The following is a 19967-nucleotide window of genomic DNA, read 5'->3' on the forward strand; positions in this document are numbered from 1 at the left end:
TCGCGGTTTTTCGGTTGGAGGTTCTCACATGGCAAAGGCCAAGCGCATGTACGGCTGCACGGAGTGCGGCGCGACCTTTCCCAAATGGGCGGGCCAGTGCTCCGAATGCGGTGCGTGGAACACCCTGACTGAAACCATGATTGAAAGCGGTGGTGCCGCAGCTCCTACCGGCCGCGCCGGCTGGACCGGGCAACAGGCACAGATCAAGACCCTGGCCGAGGTCAGCGTCGAAGAGATCCCGCGTTTCTCCACCGCGTCCGGCGAACTGGACCGCGTACTTGGCGGTGGCCTGGTCGATGGTTCGGTGGTGCTGATCGGCGGTGACCCGGGCATCGGCAAGTCGACCATCCTCTTGCAAACCCTGTGCAGCATCGCCAGCCGTATGCCGGCGCTGTACGTCACCGGCGAAGAATCCCAACAGCAAGTGGCCATGCGCGCCCGCCGTTTGGGCCTGCCCCAGGACCAGTTGCGGGTCATGACCGAAACCTGCATCGAAAGCATCATCGCCACGGCGCGGATCGAAAAGCCCAAGGTCATGGTAATTGACTCGATCCAGACGATTTTCACCGAGCAACTGCAATCGGCACCGGGCGGCGTGTCCCAGGTGCGCGAGAGTGCGGCGCTGTTGGTGCGCTACGCCAAGCAGAGCGGCACGGCGATCTTCCTGGTCGGCCATGTGACCAAGGAAGGCGCGCTGGCCGGGCCACGGGTGTTGGAGCACATGGTGGATACCGTGCTGTATTTCGAAGGTGAGTCCGATGGCCGCCTGCGTTTGCTGCGGGCGGTAAAAAACCGCTTTGGCGCCGTGAACGAGCTGGGTGTGTTCGCCATGACTGACCGTGGACTGAAAGAAGTCTCCAACCCCTCGGCAATTTTTCTCACTCGGGCCCAGGAAGAAGTCCCGGGCAGTGTGGTGATGGCGACGTGGGAGGGTACCCGGCCCATGCTGGTGGAAGTCCAGGCGCTGGTGGATGACAGCCATTTGGCCAACCCGCGGCGGGTCACGCTGGGCCTGGACCAGAACCGTCTGGCGATGTTGCTGGCGGTATTGCACCGTCACGGCGGCATTCCGACCCATGACCAGGATGTTTTCCTTAACGTAGTGGGCGGGGTCAAGGTGCTGGAGACCGCCTCCGACCTGGCGCTGATGGCGGCGGTGATGTCCAGCCTGCGCAATCGGCCGCTGCCCCATGATCTGCTGGTGTTTGGTGAGGTCGGCCTGTCGGGCGAAGTCCGCCCGGTGCCCAGTGGGCAGGAGCGGTTGAAGGAGGCGGCCAAGCATGGGTTCAAGCGGGCGATCGTGCCCAAGGGCAATGCGCCGAAGGAAATGCCGGCAGGTTTGCAGGTGATTGGGGTGACGCGCCTGGAGCAGGCGTTGGATGCACTGTTCGAGTAGCCAGCGACACCGCGAAACCAATGTGGGAGGGAGCAAGCCCCCTCCCACATTTGAGTTGTGTTGGCTTCTAGATTTCCAGCAATGCCGCCAGCTCTCTGTGTAGCTCTTCCTCATCCCCCAGGTTCAACTCAATCAGTCGCCGCAAATGGCTGATCGAATCCAGATCGATATGTTGGCACACGAAGCCCAACTGCCCCTTATCCTCGTGGCTCAGCTTCACTTGCATCTTTATATGCGCTTTCGGATCCAGGCGTATGTCTACGTCGAACGGCAGCGCCTTGTTCCCCTTCCAGTCTTCGGGGCGCTCGACCAGTAGACCCTTTAGCGAGAGATCCACCAGTTTCACCGGAAAATCCCATCCGTTTTGCCGAATTTCGGTTTTGGCATCAAAAGCAATCCGGCGAAAACGGCGGCGATCAGACGGTTGCTCAGTCATGGTGAAGTCCTCGGTGGATAGGAGGATTGTAGCCTTGCGCCATCATTTGGCATTTATTTCGTTTTTTTGCCGCATAGAAGGCTCTAGACCAACGTAGGGGGCTGGTCTTTGAGGCCAACAGCGCTAAACTCGGGCTGGCTGTCCTTTCTGTCCACCCTGGCTGGAATACAAAAATGAAAAATAATAATAGCCTGCTACGCCACCTACCCTGGCTGGTGCTGGCAATCGTAGGAGCGTGCGCCCTTGGCGTAGTGGCCTTGCGCCGCGGCGAGGCGATCAACGCCTTGTGGATTGTGGTCGCTGCTGTGGCCATCTATCTGGTTGCGTACCGTTACTACAGTCTGTTCATCGCCAATAACGTGATGCAACTCGACCCTCGGCGGGCCACCCCCGCAGTGGTCAATAACGACGGTTTGGACTATGTGCCGACCAACAAACATATCCTTTTCGGTCACCACTTTGCGGCGATTGCCGGTGCAGGCCCGTTGGTCGGTCCGGTGCTGGCGGCGCAGATGGGTTACCTGCCCGGCACTCTGTGGCTGATTGCCGGTGTGGTGCTGGCGGGTGCGGTGCAGGACTTCATGATCCTGTTCCTGTCCACTCGTCGCAACGGGCGTTCCCTGGGTGACATGGTTCGCGAAGAGATGGGCCGCATTCCCGGGACCATCGCCCTGTTTGGCTGCTTCCTGATCATGATCATCATCCTCGCGGTGCTGGCGCTGATCGTGGTCAAGGCCCTGGCCGAGAGCCCATGGGGCATCTTTACGGTGATGGCGACCATCCCGATTGCGATGTTCATGGGCATCTACATGCGCTACATCCGCCCGGGCCGCATCGGTGAAATTTCGATCATCGGCGTGCTGTTGCTGCTGGGTTCGATCTGGCTGGGCGGGCAGATTGCCGCTGACCCGGTCTGGGCCAAAGCCTTCACCTTCACCGGGATCCAGATCACCTGGATGCTGATCGGCTACGGCTTCGTTGCCGCTGTTCTGCCGGTTTGGCTGATCCTGGCGCCGCGTGACTACCTGTCGACGTTCCTGAAAATCGGCACCATCATCGCTCTGGCGATCGGCATCCTGGTCACCATGCCTGACCTGAAAATGCCAGCACTGACCCAGTTCATCGACGGCACTGGCCCGGTGTGGAAGGGCGGCCTGTTCCCGTTCCTGTTCATCACCATTGCCTGTGGCGCGGTCTCGGGCTTCCACGCGCTGATCTCTTCGGGTACCACGCCCAAGTTGCTCGCCAGTGAAAGCCACGCCCGTTACATCGGATACGGCGGCATGTTGATGGAGTCGTTCGTGGCCATCATGGCGATGGTTGCCGCTTCGGTGATCGAGCCTGGCGTGTACTTCGCCATGAACAGCCCGGCCGCCATTGTCGGCACCGACGTGGTCACCGTGGCGCAAACCGTCAGCAGCTGGGGTTTTGCAATTACCCCTGAGGCGCTCTCTGCCGTGGCCCACGATATCGGGGAAACCACCATCCTGGCCCGTGCCGGCGGTGCGCCGACGCTGGCGGTCGGTATCGCACAGATCCTGCACAGTGTGCTGCCAGGTGAAAACACCATGGCGTTCTGGTACCACTTTGCAATCCTGTTCGAAGCGCTGTTCATCCTCACGGCGGTCGATGCCGGTACCCGTGCCGGTCGTTTCATGCTGCAAGACCTGCTCGGTTCGTTCGTGCCTGCGCTCAAACGCACCGAGTCCTGGACCGCCAACCTGATCGCGACGGCCGGTTGCGTGGCCATGTGGGGTTACCTGCTGTACCAGGGCGTGATCGACCCACTGGGTGGCATCAACACCTTGTGGCCGCTGTTCGGTATCTCCAACCAGATGCTGGCGGGTATCGCGCTGATGCTGGCGACCGTTGTGCTGATCAAAATGAAGCGCCAGCGCTACATCTGGGTGACCATGTTGCCGGCCGTCTGGCTGCTGATCTGCACCACCACCGCAGGCTTCATCAAGCTGTTCGACGCCAACCCGGCGATCGGCTTCCTGTCGCTGGCCAAGAAATACAGCGATGCCCTGGCCAACGGTCAGATCCTCGCCCCGGCCAAGAGCATCGACCAGATGCAGCATGTGATCTGGAACGCCTACACCAACGCAACGCTGACGGCGCTGTTCCTGTTCGTGGTATTCAGCATCCTGTTCTATGCGCTCAAAGTCGGCGTAGCCGCCTGGGGCAACAAAGAGCGTACGGATAAAGAAGCGCCATTCCAGGCCGTACCGGACGCATAAGCGAGGATTGCCACTATGTTCAATGACATCAGTCGCCTCGGTAAATACCTCGGTCAGGCTGCGCGCCTGATGGTCGGCATGCCCGACTACGACACCTACGTCGAGCATATGCAAACCAAACACCCGGACAAGCCGGTGATGGACTACAAGGCGTTCTTCCGCGAACGCCAGGAGGCCCGTTACGGCGGCAAGGGTGGGCCCAAGTGCTGTTGACCCGGTAACGCGGGCCAATGCGATACCCCTGTGGGAGCAGGGCTTTCTGTGGGAGCTGGCTTGCCTGCGATAGCATCACCTCGGTCTGACTGAAGCACCGAGTTGTCTGCATCGCAGGCAAGCCAGCTCCCACAGGGGCCTTTGCTCCCACTTTTGTTTTGTGTTTATTCAGTTATCAGGAGAATAGTTTTGTCCTCTCCCATCCCCGTCACCATCCTCAGCGGCTTCCTCGGTGCCGGCAAGACCACCTTGCTGCGCCATCTGCTCAAGGCCGAGCACGGCTTGAAAATCGCCGTGATCGAAAACGAATTCAGTGACGCCGGCATCGACACCCAGCTCTTGGGCGACGAGCCGGTGCAAGTCATGACCCTGTCCAACGGCTGCGTGTGCTGCACCATCCACACCGACCTGACCAAGGCGCTTTACCTGCTGCTTGAGCGCCTGGACAGCAGCGAGATCGCCTTTGACCGGCTGGTGATCGAATGCACCGGCCTGGCGGATCCTGCGCCGGTGGCCCAGACTTTTTTCATCGACGAAGAACTGCGCGAGCGCTACATCCTCGACGGCATCATTACCCTGGTGGACGCCGCCCACGCCGAGCATCACCTGACCCAGACCATCGCCCAGGCCCAGATAGGCTTTGCCGACCGCCTGCTGGTGAGCAAGCGCGACCTGGTGGACGACGCCACCTTCGACGCCCTCAGCCAGCGCCTGACCCGTATCAACCGGCGTGCGCCGATCCGTGTGGTGGATCACGGCAAGATCGACTTGGCTGAGTTGCTGGATGTGCGCGGCTTCAACCTCAATGCCGGCATGAGCCTGCGCCCGGTCAGCGCTGCGCCATCGGTCGACCGTATTTCCAGCCTGGTGCTGCGCACCGACCAGCCGCTGGATATCGACCGCCTCAGTGAGTTCATGAACGAACTGCTGGAAGACCACGGCAAGCAGCTGCTGCGCTACAAGGGCGTGCTGAATATTGCCGGGGAGGATCGACGCATGGTGTTCCAGGGCGTGCTGAAACTCTATGGTTTTGACTGGGACACCGAATGGGCCGAGGGTGAAGCGCGGGAGAGTGTGATTGTGTTTATTGCCGATGAGTTGCCGGAGGACAAGATCCGTGAAGGCTTCCAGCGCGTCTACCAATCCTGACTTGAAATGCGATCAACTGTGGGAGGGGGCTTGCTCCCGATTGCGGTGGGTCAGTAAACATATAAGTGACTGACACACTGCTATCGGGAGCAAGCCCCCTCCCACAATTGAATGCATTTCAAATTGAAATAAAAAAGCCCGGCTCAAGAGCCGGGCTTTTCATTCAAGCAACTGCAATCAAGCGCCGTATACCGGCAGCTTCTTGCAGATGGCCTTGACCTTCTCACGTACCGCGTCGATCACGGCTTCGTTGTTCAGGTCAGCCAGGATGTCGCAGATCCAGCCGGCCAGTTCCTTGCACTCTGCTTCCTTGAAGCCACGGGTGGTCACAGCCGGGGTGCCGAAGCGCAGGCCGGAGGTGACGAACGGCGAACGTGGGTCGTTCGGCACGGAGTTCTTGTTTACGGTGATGAAGGCTTTGCCCAGGGCAGCGTCAGCATCTTTACCGGAAATGTCCTGCTTGATCAGCGACAGCAGGAACAGGTGGTTTTCAGTACCGCCGGACACCACGTCAAAACCGCGCTCGATGAACACAGCTGCCATGGCCTGGGCGTTCTTCACCACTTGTTGCTGGTAGGTCTTGAACTCAGGCTGCAGTGCTTCCTTGAAGCAGATCGCCTTGGCGGCAATCACGTGCTCCAGCGGGCCACCCTGGGCGCCCGGGAATACCGCGGAGTTGAGCTTCTTCTCGATCTCGGCGTTGGCGCGAGCCAGGATCAGGCCGCCGCGTGGACCGCGCAGGGTCTTGTGGGTAGTGGTGGTCACCACGTCAGCGTAAGGCACTGGGTTCGGGTACACGCCCGCTGCCACCAGACCGGCCACGTGGGCCATGTCGACGAACAGGTAGGCACCGACCTTGTCGGCGATTTCACGGAAGCGTGGGAAATCCAGGATCTGCGAGTAGGCAGAGAACCCAGCCACGATCATTTTTGGCTTGTGCTCGACCGCCAGGCGCTCGACTTCGTCGTAGTCGATCAGGCCGTTGGCATCGATACCGTACTGGACGGCGTTGTACAGCTTGCCGGAGGAAGAAACGCTGGCGCCGTGGGTCAGGTGACCGCCGTGGGCCAGGCTCATGCCCAGGATAGTGTCGCCGCCTTGCAGCAGGGCCAGGTACACGGCGCTGTTGGCCTGGGAACCGGCGTGTGGCTGGACGTTGGCGTAATCGGCGCCGAACAGCTCCTTGGCACGGTCGATGGCCAACTGCTCAACCACGTCGACGTACTCGCAACCACCGTAGTAGCGCTTGCCCGGGTAGCCTTCGGCGTACTTGTTGGTCAAAACCGAACCTTGAGCCTCCATCACCGCAGGGCTGGTGTAGTTTTCCGAAGCGATCAGCTCAATGTGCTCTTCCTGGCGCACGGCTTCTTGCTCCATGGCGGCGAAGAGATCGGCGTCGTACTTGGCAATAGTCAAATCACGGCTGAACATGGCGGTCCTCAAGGATCGGGGGCAGAAAAGGAGGGCATTCTAACCCAATGGGTTTTGGATGGCATATGAAAGGACATCATGTCGCGGACAAGTGGGGCTCATCTGGAGATGAGTGGTGTCAGTACTGGCCCCCATCGCAGGCAAGCCAGCTCCCACATTTGACTGTGTGGACCCGATCAAATGTGGGGGCTGGCTTGCCTGCGATGAGGCCATAAGCTCCACTGCAGCACTTCAGTCGAACATGAAGAGAGCATCATTACTGAACTGCGCCTCGAACCGATTCGCCGGCATCGGCCGCCCGAACAGGTAACCCTGTACCTCATCACAGCCATGCTCGCGCAAAAAGTCCAATTGCTCGTGGGTTTCCACACCTTCGGCGATCACCGCCAGGTTCAGGCTGTGGGCCATGGCAATGATCGCCCGGGCGATCTGTGCGTCCTGCTCACCGGAGGGCAGGCCATCGACGAAGGTGCGGTCGATCTTCAGCACGTCGATGGGGAATTGCTTGAGGTAGTTGAGCGATGAATAGCCAGTGCCAAAGTCGTCTACCGCGATGCTCAGGCCCAGGTTCTTCAAGCTGGCGAGGATTTGCAGCGCTTCGTTGACTTCGCGCATCAGGATACTTTCGGTCAGTTCCAGCTCCAGGCACGCTGGCGGCAGGCCAGTGTCCTTGAGGATGGTGGCGATGCGCGTGCCCAGCTGGCCGTCGGAAAACTGCCGCGCCGAGATGTTCACCGAGACTTTGGGCACCCGCACCTTGTTCTGGTGCCAGGTCTTGAGTTGGCGACAGGCTTCGCTGATCACCCAATCGCCCACGTCCACCACCAGCCCGAGTTCTTCCAATACCGGAATGAAATCCCCCGGTGGCACCAGCCCGCGACGCGGGTGGCGCCAGCGCAGCAGGGCCTCGGCACCGGTCAGGCGTTTGCCGTCGCCGCTGAATTGCGGTTGGTAATACAGCACGAATTCGTTCTGGTCCAGGGCGTGGCGCAGGTCGCTCTCCAGCTCCAGACGCTCCAGGGCGCTGGCGTTCATGTCGGCCTGGTAGAACTGGAAGTTGTTCTTGCCGCGTTCTTTGGCGTGGTACATCGCCGTATCCGCGTTTTTCATCAGTTGGCTCAGCTCGTTGCCGTCTTGCGGGCTGAGGGCGATGCCGATACTGGCGGTCACGAAGAACTCGCGGCCTTCGAGCACGAATGGCTTCACCAGGCTGGCCAGAATCTGTTCGGCCACATGAATCGCGCGGTTCAGCGCCATTTCGCGGCTGACCCGTGGTTGCAACAGCAGGGTGAACTCGTCGCCGCCCATGCGCGCCACGGTGTCGTCTTCGGCCACGCAACCGAGCAGGCGCGTCGCCATTTCCTTGAGCATACGGTCGCCGGCGGCGTGGCCGAGGGAGTCGTTGATCGGCTTGAAGCGGTCGAGGTCGAGGAACATCAACACCACCCACGACTTCTGCCGTTCTGCCGACTGCAACGCCGTGTGCAGACGGTCTTGGAACAGCGTGCGGTTGGGCAGGTGGGTCAGGGCGTCGTAGTAGGCCAGGCGGTGGATGCGCTGTTCGCTGGCCTTGCGCTCGCTGATATCGCTGAAGAAGCAGACGTAGCTGGCCAGGTCGCCTTCATCGTCAAACACCGCCGTAATGCCGACCCAGGCCGGGTAATGCTCGCCGTTGCGGCGCTTGAGCCACACTTCGCCTTCCCAGGTACTGTGCTGGTGCAGTTGCTTGAGCACATAACGCAGGTGGGCTTCCTGCTGCTCGTCGACGGTGAGCATGTTCGGCAATTGGTCGAGCACGTCCGCCACTTCATACCCGCTGACCCGGCTGAACGCCTCGTTGGCTTGCACGATATAACCGGCCGGATCGGTGATCAGGATCGCCGAGGTGGAGTGCTCGAAGACCGTGGCCGCCATGCGCAGGTCTTTTTCGGCGCGGCGTTGCTGGCTGATATCGCGGCCCACGCCGAGGATGCCCTCAAACGCGCCATGTTCATCCCACACCAGCACCAGGCGCAGTTCGATCGGTACTTTGCGCCCGTCGGCGCGCAGGCAGTCGAACAGGAACAGTTGGGTCTGGACTTCATCGCGCAAGGTGTTCAACGCCTCGGGGTTGCCGAGGGCGCGACTGACCTGTTCCATCAGGCTATAAATGCCGGTCAACTGTTGCGGATTGGCAACGATTGACTGCCAGCCATGTTTGAACACCCAATCCACGTCATAGCCCAGCACGGTGTTGACCGATGGGCTGATGTAATTCAGAGCCAGTTGGCTGTCGGTAGAGCAGATCACGTCGCTGATGCTTTCAGCCAACATGCGGTAGCGCTGTTCGCTGTCTCGCAGGGATTCGCTGGCTTCGATCTGGTCGGTAATGTCCTTGGCCACACCGATGATCCGAGTGACCACGGTGGACGTATCCCGGGCCAGGGCCTGTTCGCGAATATCGAAGCGGCGCCACTGGTTATTGCGGTGGCGAAAGCGCAGTTGGCAGTGCAACTGGGTCGTGTAGCCGACCTGGCGTTGCTGCTCACGCGAATCATGGTAGTGCTCGGCGTCTTCGGGGTGCAGCAGGATTTCCCAGAAGTACTCACCCATTTGCTGCAGTTCGGCTTTGTTATAGCCCAGGGTGTGGCCCAGATGATGGTTGCTGAAAATCATGCGCTGGCTGATCACGTCCTGCACATACAGGTGATCAGGCACCGTGCGCACCACATCCGACCAGAAGCTCTCGCGCTCCACCAGCGACAACTCGATCAGCTTGCGGCTGGTGATGTCGCTGATGCTGAGGATCACGGCCTTGACGTCATCCTGCTGCTCCGGCAAACGCATCACCAGCCACAGGTACTGTTCGTTGCCGGCCACGTCGTTGAGCTGGATTTCCAGCTCCAGCTGTTTTTGCCGGGTCAGTACAGCTTCCAGCACCTGATAGCCGATGGACGTGGCATTGCTCGGGCAATCATCGATCAGGCGCTCCCACGCCTGCTCGCAGGACGCGACGTTGAGCAGGCGCACGGCCATCTGGTTGACCTCGGTGACGCGCAACTCCTTGAGCAGTTGCTTGCGTTCGGCGGGGTTGGCCTGCAACCAGGCGTGCAATTGTTCGCGGCTTTGTACCTGGGTCTTGTTGCAAAACGCCTTGAGCCCCGCCAGGTCGAGCACGCACAAGGCCACGCCTGTGCCTTCGAAGATGTCCTGATAGCGTCGCCGGCCTTCATGCACCTGGCGTTGGCGGCGGCGCATGTTGAGCAGCACGATCACCGGGACCAGTGAAAACGCCAGGCCCAGCAGGCACTTGCCGATAAAGGCAGGCAGCAGTTGTTCCAGCACCGCGCTGCGGTCAAACAGGCCGCGCAGTTGCCAGTCGCTTTTGCTCAAGGGCGTGACCAGCACACTGTGGTTCAATTCTTCCGGTGTCAGAGCGCTGGGCCACTGCGCCGGCATCCCGCTGTCACGGCTGACCACACGATGGTTCAGGCTGTTCTCGATCGCCCACATCGGGCGCTGGCCCTGAATGTCCTGCCGTGTGAGGTTGGCCAGGTAATTGGGGGCCAGGCGCAAGGCCCAGTACACCTTGGAGCCACCGCTGGGTTGGTGCAGCAACAGATAGATGACCGTGCCGTCATTGTCGTTGCTCAGGTAGTAAGACTGGGCGTGACTGCGCTTGACCAGGTCTTCGAGCAGGGCACTGTCTTGGCTGCCTTCGGCAGTGTCGCTGATCAGCGCGCCGCTGGGGGCGAGCAGGGCGAAGCTGCGCAGGTCCGGCAACGAGCGCTGCAATGTGCGCATCAAGGCCTGCTGCTGCTCGGCATTGCGCGGCGGCTCGACAATGGGCAGCAGGTTCAGGGCGATCTGCGCGCTCAGGGCCATGCTCTGGCTGATCTGCTCGGCGAGGTCGGCACTGTAGTCGATGGTGTATTGCTGCTGGTTTTTCTGGTTTTGCTGCAACTGGTCAAGCAGTTGCCAGAACAATAACGCGAGCAACATCAGCACAAGCGTCGCCAATGCGCCCTTCAAGGTACCGTGCAGGGGCGCTCCCGGCGCAATATGAGCGGCGCGCAAGGGAGTGGGCGGCGTGACTTTGGACAAGCTGTGATCCTGCGGTTGGCTGGACTGGCGCGCGACGTGCACTATAAGCCGGACGCCCGGAGGGCGGCTAGCATGCCTTGAGTTGTGGCAAAGTGCCAGTCTTCCCTGGCTGGACTGCCCCAGCGCATTCAGGTAGCTTTGCCGGTTACGCGGGGGCGTTCCAGCCCCAGACATTCAGGCTTTTTCCCCACGCAGGCATTGATGATAGTCAAAGGCCCGCGCGGCGCATGGCCTGGCACGGGCTTCGTCCGCTTAATTCATCAGTCACTGACGCTAGGTTCACCATGGCTCAATACGTCTTCACCATGCATCGGCTGGGAAAAGTTGTTCCGCCGAAGCGGGAAATCCTGAAAAACATTTCGCTGTCCTTCTTCCCTGGCGCCAAGATCGGCGTGCTCGGCCTCAACGGTTCGGGTAAGTCCACGCTGCTGAAAATCATGGCCGGCGTCGACACCGAGTTCGAAGGCGAAGCCCGCCCGATGCCGGACCTGAACATCGGTTACCTGCCGCAAGAGCCGATCCTGGATCCGACCAAGACCGTGCGCGAAGTGGTTGAAGAGGCCGTCAGCGTGATCAAGGACGCCCAAGCGCGCCTCGACGAGGTCTATGCCGCCTACGCCGAACCGGATGCCGACTTCGACAAGCTGGCCGCCGAGCAGGCCAAGCTCGAAGCCATCCTGCAGGCTGGCGACGGTCACAACCTGGAGCGCCAACTGGAAGTCGCCGCCGATGCGCTGCGCCTGCCGGCGTGGGACGCCAAGGTCGAGCACCTGTCTGGTGGTGAAAAACGTCGTGTGGCCCTGTGCCGCCTGCTGCTGTCGGCTCCCGACATGCTGCTGCTCGACGAACCGACCAACCACCTGGACGCCGATTCCGTCGCCTGGCTGGAGCACTTCCTGCACGACTTCCCGGGCACCGTGGTTGCGATCACGCACGACCGGTATTTCCTGGACAACGTTGCCGGCTGGATCCTCGAGCTCGACCGCGGCGCCGGTATCCCTTACGAGGGCAACTATTCTGGTTGGCTGGAAGCCAAGTCCGACCGTCTGGCCGCCGAATCCAAGCAGCAATCGGCTCACGAAAAAGCCATGAAGGAAGAGCTGGAGTGGGTGCGCAAAGGCGCCAAGGCCCGCCAGTCCAAATCCAAGGCCCGTCTGCAACGCTTTGAAGAAATGCAGTCGCAGGAATTCCAGAAGCGCAGCGAAACCAACGAGATCTACATCCCGGCCGGTCCGCGCCTGGGTGACAAGGTCATCGAGTTCAAGAACGTATCCAAGGGCTATGGCGACCGCGTGCTGATCGACAACCTGTCGTTCTCCATGCCAAAAGGCGCGATCGTCGGCGTCATTGGTGGTAACGGTGCGGGTAAGTCCACGCTGTTCCGCATGTTGATGGGCAAGGAAACTCCGGACTCCGGCAGCATCGAGATCGGCGACACCGTGCAACTGGCCTGTGTGGACCAGAGCCGCGACGACCTCGACGGCAGCAAGACCGTATTCCAGCAGATCTCCGACGGCTCCGACCAGATCCGCATCGGCAACTATGAAATCCCGTCGCGCACCTATGTCGGCCGTTTCAACTTCAAGGGCGGCGATCAGCAGAAGTTCGTCAAGGACCTGTCCGGTGGTGAGCGTGGTCGCTTGCACTTGGCCCTGACCTTGAAAGAGGGCGGCAACGTGTTGCTGCTCGACGAACCGTCCAACGACCTCGACGTTGAAACCCTGCGTTCCCTGGAAGAAGCCCTGCTGGACTTCCCGGGCGCCGCCATTGTGATCTCTCACGATCGGTGGTTCCTTGACCGCGTCGCGACCCACATCCTGGCGTACGAAGATGACTCCCAGGCGGTGTTCTTCGAAGGTAACTACACCGAGTACGAAGCAGACCGTAAAAAGCGCTTGGGCGAAGCAGCTGCCCAGCCGCACCGTGTGCGTCACAAAAAACTGGCCTGATTCGGGCTGGTTTGAAAAAAGCGAAGCCTTCGGGCTTCGCTTTTTTTTGGGCGCTGTTCAGGTGGACCGAGGCGACTTCATCGCAGGCAAGCCAGCTCCCACATTAGATCGAGTACCTCTGCTACGACACGGTCCAATGTGGGAGCTGGCTTGCCTGCGATAGCGGTTTAACTATTGGTGCATATCTCGCGTTGAAATCCCTGTTAGAGGGCAAAAATCCTGATTATTTATATCCAATGCACCATTTAAATTCACAAAAGCGACATTTTGCCCTGTCACGGTGCGAAATGAATTGATAAAGTCCGGCTCATTCTCTGTTTAACAACAATCAATTTGCCGAGACTTTTCATGATCGAATCCGTCGAATCCTTCCTGGCCCGCCTCAAGAAACGCGACCCCGACCAGCCGGAATTCCACCAGGCTGTAGAAGAAGTCCTGCGCAGCCTGTGGCCCTTTCTTGAAGCCAACTCCCACTACCTGACCTCGGGCATTCTGGAACGCATTTGCGAACCGGAACGCACCATCACCTTCCGGGTGTCGTGGGTGGATGATCACGGCAAGGTTCAGGTCAATCGCGGTTTCCGTATCCAGATGAACAGCGCCATCGGCCCGTACAAAGGTGGCTTGCGCTTTCACCCTTCGGTCAACCTGGGCGTGCTGAAATTCCTCGCCTTCGAGCAGACCTTCAAAAACTCCCTGACCTCGCTGCCCATGGGCGGCGGCAAAGGCGGCTCGGACTTCGACCCCAAGGGCAAGAGCGATGCCGAAGTGATGCGCTTCTGCCAGGCGTTCATGAGCGAGCTGTACCGCCACATCGGTGCGGACGTCGACGTACCGGCCGGCGATATCGGTGTGGGCGCACGGGAAATCGGCTTTCTGTTCGGCCAGTACAAGCGCCTGAGCAATCAATTCACTTCAGTGCTGACCGGCAAAGGCATGACCTATGGCGGCAGCCTGATTCGTCCGGAAGCCACCGGTTTCGGCTGTGTGTATTTCGCCGAGGAAATGCTCAAGCGCCAAGGTCAGCGGGTCGAAGGCAAGCGGGTGGCGCTGTCCGGCTCCGGCAACGTGGCGCAATACGCGGCGCGCAAGGTCATGGACCTGGGCGGCAAGGTGGTTTCCCTGTCGGACTCCGAAGGCACCCTGTACGCCGAAAGTGGTTTGACCGAAGAACAATGGTCGGCCCTGCTGGAGCTGAAAAACGTACAACGTGGGCGCATCAGTGAATTGGCTGAACGTTTCGGCCTGGAATTCCGCAAAGGCCAAACCCCCTGGGAGCTGGCGTGCGATATCGCGCTGCCATGCGCCACCCAGAACGAACTCGACGCCCAAGCCGCACGCACGCTGTTGCGCAACGGCTGCATCTGCGTGGCCGAAGGCGCCAACATGCCGACCACCCTGGAGGCTGTGGATATCTTCATCGACGCGGGCATCCTGTTTGCGCCCGGCAAGGCGTCCAACGCCGGCGGTGTGGCGGTGAGCGGCCTGGAAATGTCGCAGAACGCCATGCGCCTGCTGTGGACCGCCGGGGAAGTGGACAGCAAACTGCACAACATCATGCAGTCGATCCACCATGCCTGCGTGCATTACGGTGAGGAAAACGGCCGGGTCAACTACGTCAAGGGCGCCAACATCGCAGGCTTCGTGAAAGTGGCTGACGCGATGCTGGCCCAGGGTATCGTCTAAACCTCGGGCTCGATGCTCAGCACTTCGATCAACTGATCGCCGACGGGGCGCTTCCACAGCACCTCGTCGCCCACCTGGGCCCCCAACAAGGCGCGGCCCAGAGGCGAGCCCCAGTTGATCAAACCGGCGTTGGCGTCGGCTTGATCCTCACCTACCAATTGAATGCGCTGCTGCTCGTCCTGCTCATTGGCGAACGTGACCCAGCTGCCGATCTGCACCTTGTCGGTGGCTCTCGCCGGCGCGACCACCTGAGCGCTCTGCACCCGCTGGTTGAAGTAACGCAGGTCCCGCTCAAGATCCGCCTGGCGCTGCTTATCGGCATGCTCACCCTTGGCGGACTCGGCGCTGTACTCAAGCTGCAATTGCGCCACCTTGGCTTGCAACTGCGCCAACCCTTGCGCGGTCAGGCGGTTAGGTTGCGCGCTGACCTGACGCTCCACCGGCTGATCGGCCTGGGCGGCGGCGTTGTCTTCATTTACAAAAGCTCGGCTCATGGTGTTCTCCCTCTATGGCATTTGGGCCATGTTCGCCGTGCTTTAGTTTCGATGGATGTCTGCAAACGACCTATTGCGAGCGATACGCTTTGGCCGCATCGCGGTCTTTTTCCTGCTGCCACTCGTGCTCGCGGTCGTTGTTGCGGTTGTCCTGGTAGTCGCGCAGCTCTTCGCTCTCGCGCATGGCCTTGCATTGGCGGAAACCATCCTCCCAGCCTTCGGCATAGTGCTTTTCTTTCAGATAGCGCGGCACGTTCTTGCGAAACTCTCCGGTGATTACCCCCGCAGCCTGGCGACCGCTGCTGCAACCGTCGTCAAAGCCATCGGCAAACGCGGGTGGGTAACCCTTGGCCAGTAAATCCTGATGGGTTGTTTGGCACCCCGCCAGCCACACCACTGCACACAGCATTAGCGCATACCGCCACATGGCGTACTCCCTGGCCGATTCACGGCTGATATGGAGAGTCTAGAAGGGGATTTGTCAGCTGTATGTGAAAGAGGTGTCAGAGGGATGTGCAGGACTTTTGGCCAAGCACAAAATCAAATGTGGGAGGGGCGGTGCGACGATTCGACTTGCCCCCGATTGCAGGGTGTCAGTCAATCTATTTGTTACTGACCCACCGCTATCGGGGGCAAGTCGAATCGTCGCACCGCCCCTCCCACAGTTTTATCCATAACTCCGGTCTCCCGGTGCAGCCTTTATTCGTAGTAACCCACTGTCTTTTTTAGCTGATCGGCGTATTCGTAAATTTCATCAATGGATGAAATAGCGTGTCGGGTCTCATTCTTTTCCTCGTCGAATACCCCGAGGTACTTTTGGCTACGATTGAAGTGGAGTCGGCAGATGGGCTTACGATTGTTGTCATCCAGTAATATCCCAAAATAGCTTTGGGTATCACGTTGAACGATTCGTTTGGCATCGACAACAGACCGGACGACAGCGCGGACGATGTGGTAACCCTCCATTTCCTCAAGGGTTGTCAGGATTTTATCTTCTGCCTCGTCTCGATCCTGCATGTCTACATTTGTACTGTTCGCGACAGTCAATGACGTTATCGCCGGCTGAATTGCACCACTCATGGCAGACTTCAGTCGCTCATTAATTTGGTCATTCAAAAATTGAGCTAACGCTTTGCGTGTTAGTTCGAAAAATTGCTCCCGCACTTTCTGCGTGATCACTCCTTCGTAAACTCGGGATGCGAAAAATTTCACGAAGTCGTCTTCTGGTTTACTGACTTGTGCGCCAATGAGCTTCTTGAGTTGGCTGACGTATTTCAGCTCTCCCGCTGCGCTTATGATCGAGTCCACATCGAAGGCTGATTTGGTAAGTTTTATCAGCTCTGGTACGGAGTATTCATCAATGTCCAGCAGATCCAGCTCTAAAAATGGCTTTTCGTCCATTTTGTTAGGGGCGTCCAGATCGGTAAAAAATCTGTAGACCTGGCCGTTGGTAAGAATTGAGATTCTTGCGCTTGTAACGTGAAAGTACCGAAAGAGCTGCGACGCGTGGTTAATGCTCAATGACTCGCCAATCTTTTTGCATTCAATGAGTATCTGAACCTCGCCATCTTTCATGATTGCGTAGTCGATTTTTTCACCTTTTTTCGTTCCGACGTCGCAGATAAATTCGGGCGTCACCTCTTGCGGGTCAAACACGTCATAACCCAACACGGTGTTGATAAAAGGCATTACAAAAGCATTTTTTGTAGCTTCTTCTGTTTGGATGGCGGGGCCTTGCAGACGGACTTTTGCTGCCAGGCTGGTGAGTTTTTCAAGAAATTCCATATAAGCCTCTTACCCTATTCGGATCCGTGTATAGAAGTGGTGGCAAATTGATTGCCACTCGATACTAGACACAAAACCTCACAAAGAGAATGAGGTAAGAGGCGGTTTGTTTCGACTGAAAAAAGCTAAAAAGACGTCCGAAATTTCCTGCCTATTTTTCAATGGGTTGCAAGAGCGCCAATAATTTGTGCCTGGCGGCGAAAGACTGGTAATCCTGAGCAGATAATATGGATGGATCAGGCTTGTGGCTTGCCGACTTTGTCCAGCACAGCATATTCAGCCAATTCCTGTCGGATAAACGCCGCAATCATCGCGCGATATACCTGCTCAGTGACCTCAGGATTAGCCCCCGCCGCCAGGGATAGATCCCGCACTTTCGCAATCACCTGTTCAACCCGTTGCGGCGCCTTGACGCCATCGGTGTCTTTTTTGAAGCGTGCGGCTTGGGATACGTAGTGCCCGCGTTCGGCGATCAGAGTGACGATTTTCTGGTCAAGGAGGTCGATGTTAGTGCGGACTTCTTCAAGGGTATTGCAGTAAACGGCCATATTAAGTGGGCTCCTGATTAGGCGAGAAATGCTAACAAAGTGTGGGAGGGTCTTGCCCCCGATGACTATGGGTACCTACACAATTTTGTAGGTTTTAGCAGCCGACGGTAACTACGATGCGGAGCGAGTCGCTTTGGATCTGCTTTTGATCTTAGGCGCCCCGTTAAACCACGCTGGCCGGAATTCGACAGGGATTTGGGGGGTAAACCGGCAGGGATGCCGGTTTAGCCGCCCCGCGCCATGGATGGCGCGTGGCGGCGGCCCACCAAATCCATGGCGGATTACGGGCACACCGAGCCTAAGCGAGGTGCCGAGTGGTGGGGCAAGAGCGTTTTGCTTACTTTGCCGCTTTTGCAAAGTGAGCCGCCGTCAGGGCGGAACCTTAAGTAGCCGTTACCGCAAGAATGGATATGTACTCGGTATAACGGTGTCGGCTGTCAGGCCGCCATCGCAGCGATGCGGCGACCCGACAAGCCAGCCACAGTTTGATCGTGGGGTGTCAGGTAGATAAGCGTCGGCTGTCCGTCGTCACGGGAGCAAGCTCCCTCGCCACAGGTTTAGCGTCGTACCGAAGGTGTGTAGATACCTATGCCCCGATGACAAACTGGCAGTCACTGAATACTGGACTGACACACCGCAATCGGGAGCAAGTCGAATCGTCGCACCGCCCCTCCCACATTTTGATTTTCATCAGGCTTGAGTCAGTAGTGATACCACTTCAATTCAAGCATCACTTCATTCACCGGCGTGGACAGGTGGCTGAACTCACGCTGGGCGCTCAAGCGCAGGCCCAGGTTGCGTGACAGTTCCCATTGCTGGTTGAGGCTGATGCTGCGCCGCACTTCGCCGTTGGTGAAGAAATCGCCCTTGGCTTCCAGGCTCAGGTTGCCCAGTGGGTTCTTCCACAACACGCCGGTGTTGAAGCCGGCGGCGGGGGAGATGGCTTCGCTGAAGTCATTGTTGTGCTCCACACGCACGGTGCCGAGGGCGAAGCCGAGCATGTCGTCGGAGAGCTGCCAGGTGCCGCCGGCACCGCCGTTGATGTGGGCCACCAGGGTTTCGTCGTCGTGCTTGCCCGGTACCCGCTCCAGGCCGCCGGTGACTTGCCATGACCAGGGTTGCAGCAGCGCGTTACGCGGCGTCAGCGAGCGGATGGTGGCCAGGTCCAGTTGCTGCAGTTGCCAGTGATTGCCTTCGTACTGGCGCAGTTTCATTTGCAGGATTTCGATCTGGGCGCCGAGGGGGAAGCCTTCGGCGTTGTCGTTAAGGTCGTGATAGGCCATGCGCAGGCCATATTCACCAAAGGCTTTGTCGCCACGGGTGCCGATGCCGGCTTGCCAGGTGCGCGACTCATGGCCGTTCTCGGGTAAGCCAGGTGGCGTGATCTTAAGGTCAGGCGCGGGGTTCTGATTGATGGCGCGCAGCAGTTCGAAGCTACGTTGGGAGCGTGCGGTGTCACGCTCCAGGCCGTTGGCGCGGTAGCGGCCAAGGCGATAGGCGGCATCCACAATCAGCGCCTGGCGATCACGCGCCAGAGCCTTGAAGGCCGGCTCTTGCAGTTGCTTCTGATCGTCGCTGATTTTCAGTACCCATTGCTGCTCATCGCTATCCAAAGGTTTAGCGCGTTCGAGCAACTCGCGTTCACGGGAGGGCCGATAGTCGATCTTCTCCACCAGGCCCGCTTCCTTGACGGCCTTGACCGTGTCGGTCGGGATCGCGGTGAGCGGGAATTGCTCGGTCAGGCGCAGGCCGGGGCGGGCCACTTGCAGCAGTTCCAGCAGGCGATAGGAGCAGTTTTCGTCGAAAAAGAAATAGTCGAACTGGATCTGCTTGAGCTCCCACACGTGCTCGACCATGCGCTTGGTCTCGACCTCGGTGAGGTTCAGGCGGTATTCCCACAGGTCGCGGTTTTCCAGGCTGCGGTATTCGGAGAGTTTCTCCTGATAGGGCACCAGGGCGAACAGGCCGGGGTAGCCGCCCATCAGGCCCTTCCAGGCATACAGGATGCTGTTGTCGGAGCCTTCGATATAGGCACCGAAGTTGATGGCATAGCTGAGCAGCGCAGTGTTGTTGCTTTGCACGTCGGCCTGGTCGATGCGCAGCAAAGTGTGGCCGAACATCGACGACGGGCTGTTGAGATAGGCCGCGGGGAAGATCATTACCGCGCTATGGGGTGCGACGTCCTTGAACCATTGGGTGAATTCCTTGCAGTCCAGGGCGGGCAGGTCAGTCAGGTGCAACTGATCCTTGAGCCAGCGGGTACGTGCGGGGTACACACACTGGGCGTGCTTCTCACCCAGGCTGGCCGGTGCATACAGCGCTTGCACGGTGGCCTTGAGTTCGGCGTCCGGGTGATGGGCGCCGTCGGCGGCGAGGAAGAATTTCTTGTCGCTGACATAGCTGCGCCAGCCACTGATCTTGCCGGCTTCGTAATGCCCCAGCGAAAGCCAGAACGGGTCATTGGCCAGTTGCTGCAAACGTTGATCGTCGAGGTGCGGTGCCGCATGCAGCGGGGCGCAGGCGAAGAGAGCCAGGCAAGCGAGGCGTTTGAGCATGG

Annotated in this window: 14 protein-coding genes; 6 read left to right on the plus strand and 8 right to left on the minus strand. The window is 59.2% G+C overall.

Annotation, left to right across the window (positions count from 1 at the left end; genetic code table 11):
* Nucleotides 1–28: 28 nt before the first annotated feature.
* A complete protein-coding gene (gene radA, locus QMK52_RS11295; RefSeq protein ID WP_005791613.1) occupies nt 29–1396 on the plus strand; it encodes a DNA repair protein RadA in 1368 nt (455 codons plus the stop codon).
* 67 nt (nt 1397–1463) lie between these two features.
* On the opposite strand, the gene QMK52_RS11300 is transcribed toward radA, so the two are convergent.
* Complete coding sequence (locus QMK52_RS11300) at nt 1464–1832, minus strand: PilZ domain-containing protein (RefSeq protein WP_005791611.1); 369 nt, start codon at nt 1830–1832, stop codon at nt 1464–1466.
* Nucleotides 1833–2005: 173 nt separating this feature from the next.
* On the opposite strand from QMK52_RS11300, the gene QMK52_RS11305 reads away from it, so the two are divergent.
* The 3 genes from QMK52_RS11305 to yjiA all read left to right on the plus strand — a co-directional run bounded on the left by QMK52_RS11305 (nt 2006) and on the right by yjiA (nt 5434).
* Nucleotides 2006–4072: a carbon starvation CstA family protein gene (locus QMK52_RS11305; RefSeq protein ID WP_005791609.1), complete on the plus strand. Its 2067-nt coding sequence runs from the start codon at nt 2006–2008 to the stop codon at nt 4070–4072.
* Between the two features lie 15 nt (nt 4073–4087).
* A complete protein-coding gene (locus QMK52_RS11310) occupies nt 4088–4285 on the plus strand; it encodes a YbdD/YjiX family protein (protein ID WP_003194308.1) in 198 nt (65 codons plus the stop codon).
* A gap of 189 nt (nt 4286–4474) precedes the next feature.
* Nucleotides 4475–5434, plus strand: a complete 960-nt coding sequence (gene yjiA, locus QMK52_RS11315; RefSeq protein ID WP_005791606.1) for a GTPase — start codon at nt 4475–4477, stop codon at nt 5432–5434.
* A 177-nt stretch (nt 5435–5611) separates the two neighbouring features.
* Here yjiA and glyA read toward each other — a convergent pair whose 3' ends face one another.
* Together glyA and QMK52_RS11325 are read right to left on the minus strand one after the other, a co-directional pair.
* Nucleotides 5612–6865 (minus strand): serine hydroxymethyltransferase, encoded by a 1254-nt coding sequence (gene glyA / locus QMK52_RS11320; protein WP_005791605.1) that lies wholly within the window; start codon nt 6863–6865, stop codon nt 5612–5614.
* Between the two features lie 231 nt (nt 6866–7096).
* Nucleotides 7097–10948, minus strand: coding sequence for an EAL domain-containing protein (locus QMK52_RS11325; protein WP_320404091.1), 3852 nt, complete (start codon nt 10946–10948; stop codon nt 7097–7099).
* Between the two features lie 284 nt (nt 10949–11232).
* On the opposite strand from QMK52_RS11325, the gene ettA reads away from it, so the two are divergent.
* Nucleotides 11233–12897 carry an energy-dependent translational throttle protein EttA gene (ettA, locus tag QMK52_RS11330; RefSeq protein ID WP_005791601.1) on the plus strand — a complete coding sequence of 555 codons (1665 nt, stop codon included), beginning with the start codon at nt 11233–11235 and terminating at the stop codon, nt 12895–12897.
* Between the two features lie 348 nt (nt 12898–13245).
* Nucleotides 13246–14583, plus strand: a complete 1338-nt coding sequence (gene gdhA / locus QMK52_RS11335; RefSeq protein ID WP_005791599.1) for an NADP-specific glutamate dehydrogenase — start codon at nt 13246–13248, stop codon at nt 14581–14583.
* On the opposite strand, the gene QMK52_RS11340 is transcribed toward gdhA, so the two are convergent.
* From QMK52_RS11340 to QMK52_RS11360, 5 genes are all read right to left on the minus strand, one after another.
* Nucleotides 14580–15077 (minus strand): GreA/GreB family elongation factor, encoded by a 498-nt coding sequence (locus QMK52_RS11340; protein WP_005791597.1) that lies wholly within the window; start codon nt 15075–15077, stop codon nt 14580–14582. The two genes, gdhA and QMK52_RS11340, sit on opposite strands and share 4 nt — an antisense overlap.
* A 70-nt stretch (nt 15078–15147) precedes the next feature.
* Nucleotides 15148–15504: a hypothetical protein gene (locus QMK52_RS11345; RefSeq protein ID WP_005791596.1), complete on the minus strand. Its 357-nt coding sequence runs from the start codon at nt 15502–15504 to the stop codon at nt 15148–15150.
* Between the two features lie 272 nt (nt 15505–15776).
* Nucleotides 15777–16862, minus strand: coding sequence for a type I restriction endonuclease (locus QMK52_RS11350; RefSeq protein WP_005791593.1), 1086 nt, complete (start codon nt 16860–16862; stop codon nt 15777–15779).
* Nucleotides 16863–17098: 236 nt separating this feature from the next.
* On the minus strand, nt 17099–17410 hold the full coding sequence (locus tag QMK52_RS11355; RefSeq protein ID WP_320404092.1) for a chorismate mutase: 312 nt from the start codon (nt 17408–17410) through the stop codon (nt 17099–17101).
* Between the two features lie 701 nt (nt 17411–18111).
* Nucleotides 18112–19965: a DUF4105 domain-containing protein gene (locus tag QMK52_RS11360; protein WP_320404093.1), complete on the minus strand. Its 1854-nt coding sequence runs from the start codon at nt 19963–19965 to the stop codon at nt 18112–18114.
* Nucleotides 19966–19967 lie beyond the last annotated feature (2 nt).

The organism is Pseudomonas sp. P9_2 (assembly GCF_034008255.1).
In the GTDB taxonomy this organism is placed as follows: domain Bacteria; phylum Pseudomonadota; class Gammaproteobacteria; order Pseudomonadales; family Pseudomonadaceae; genus Aquipseudomonas; species Aquipseudomonas synxantha_A.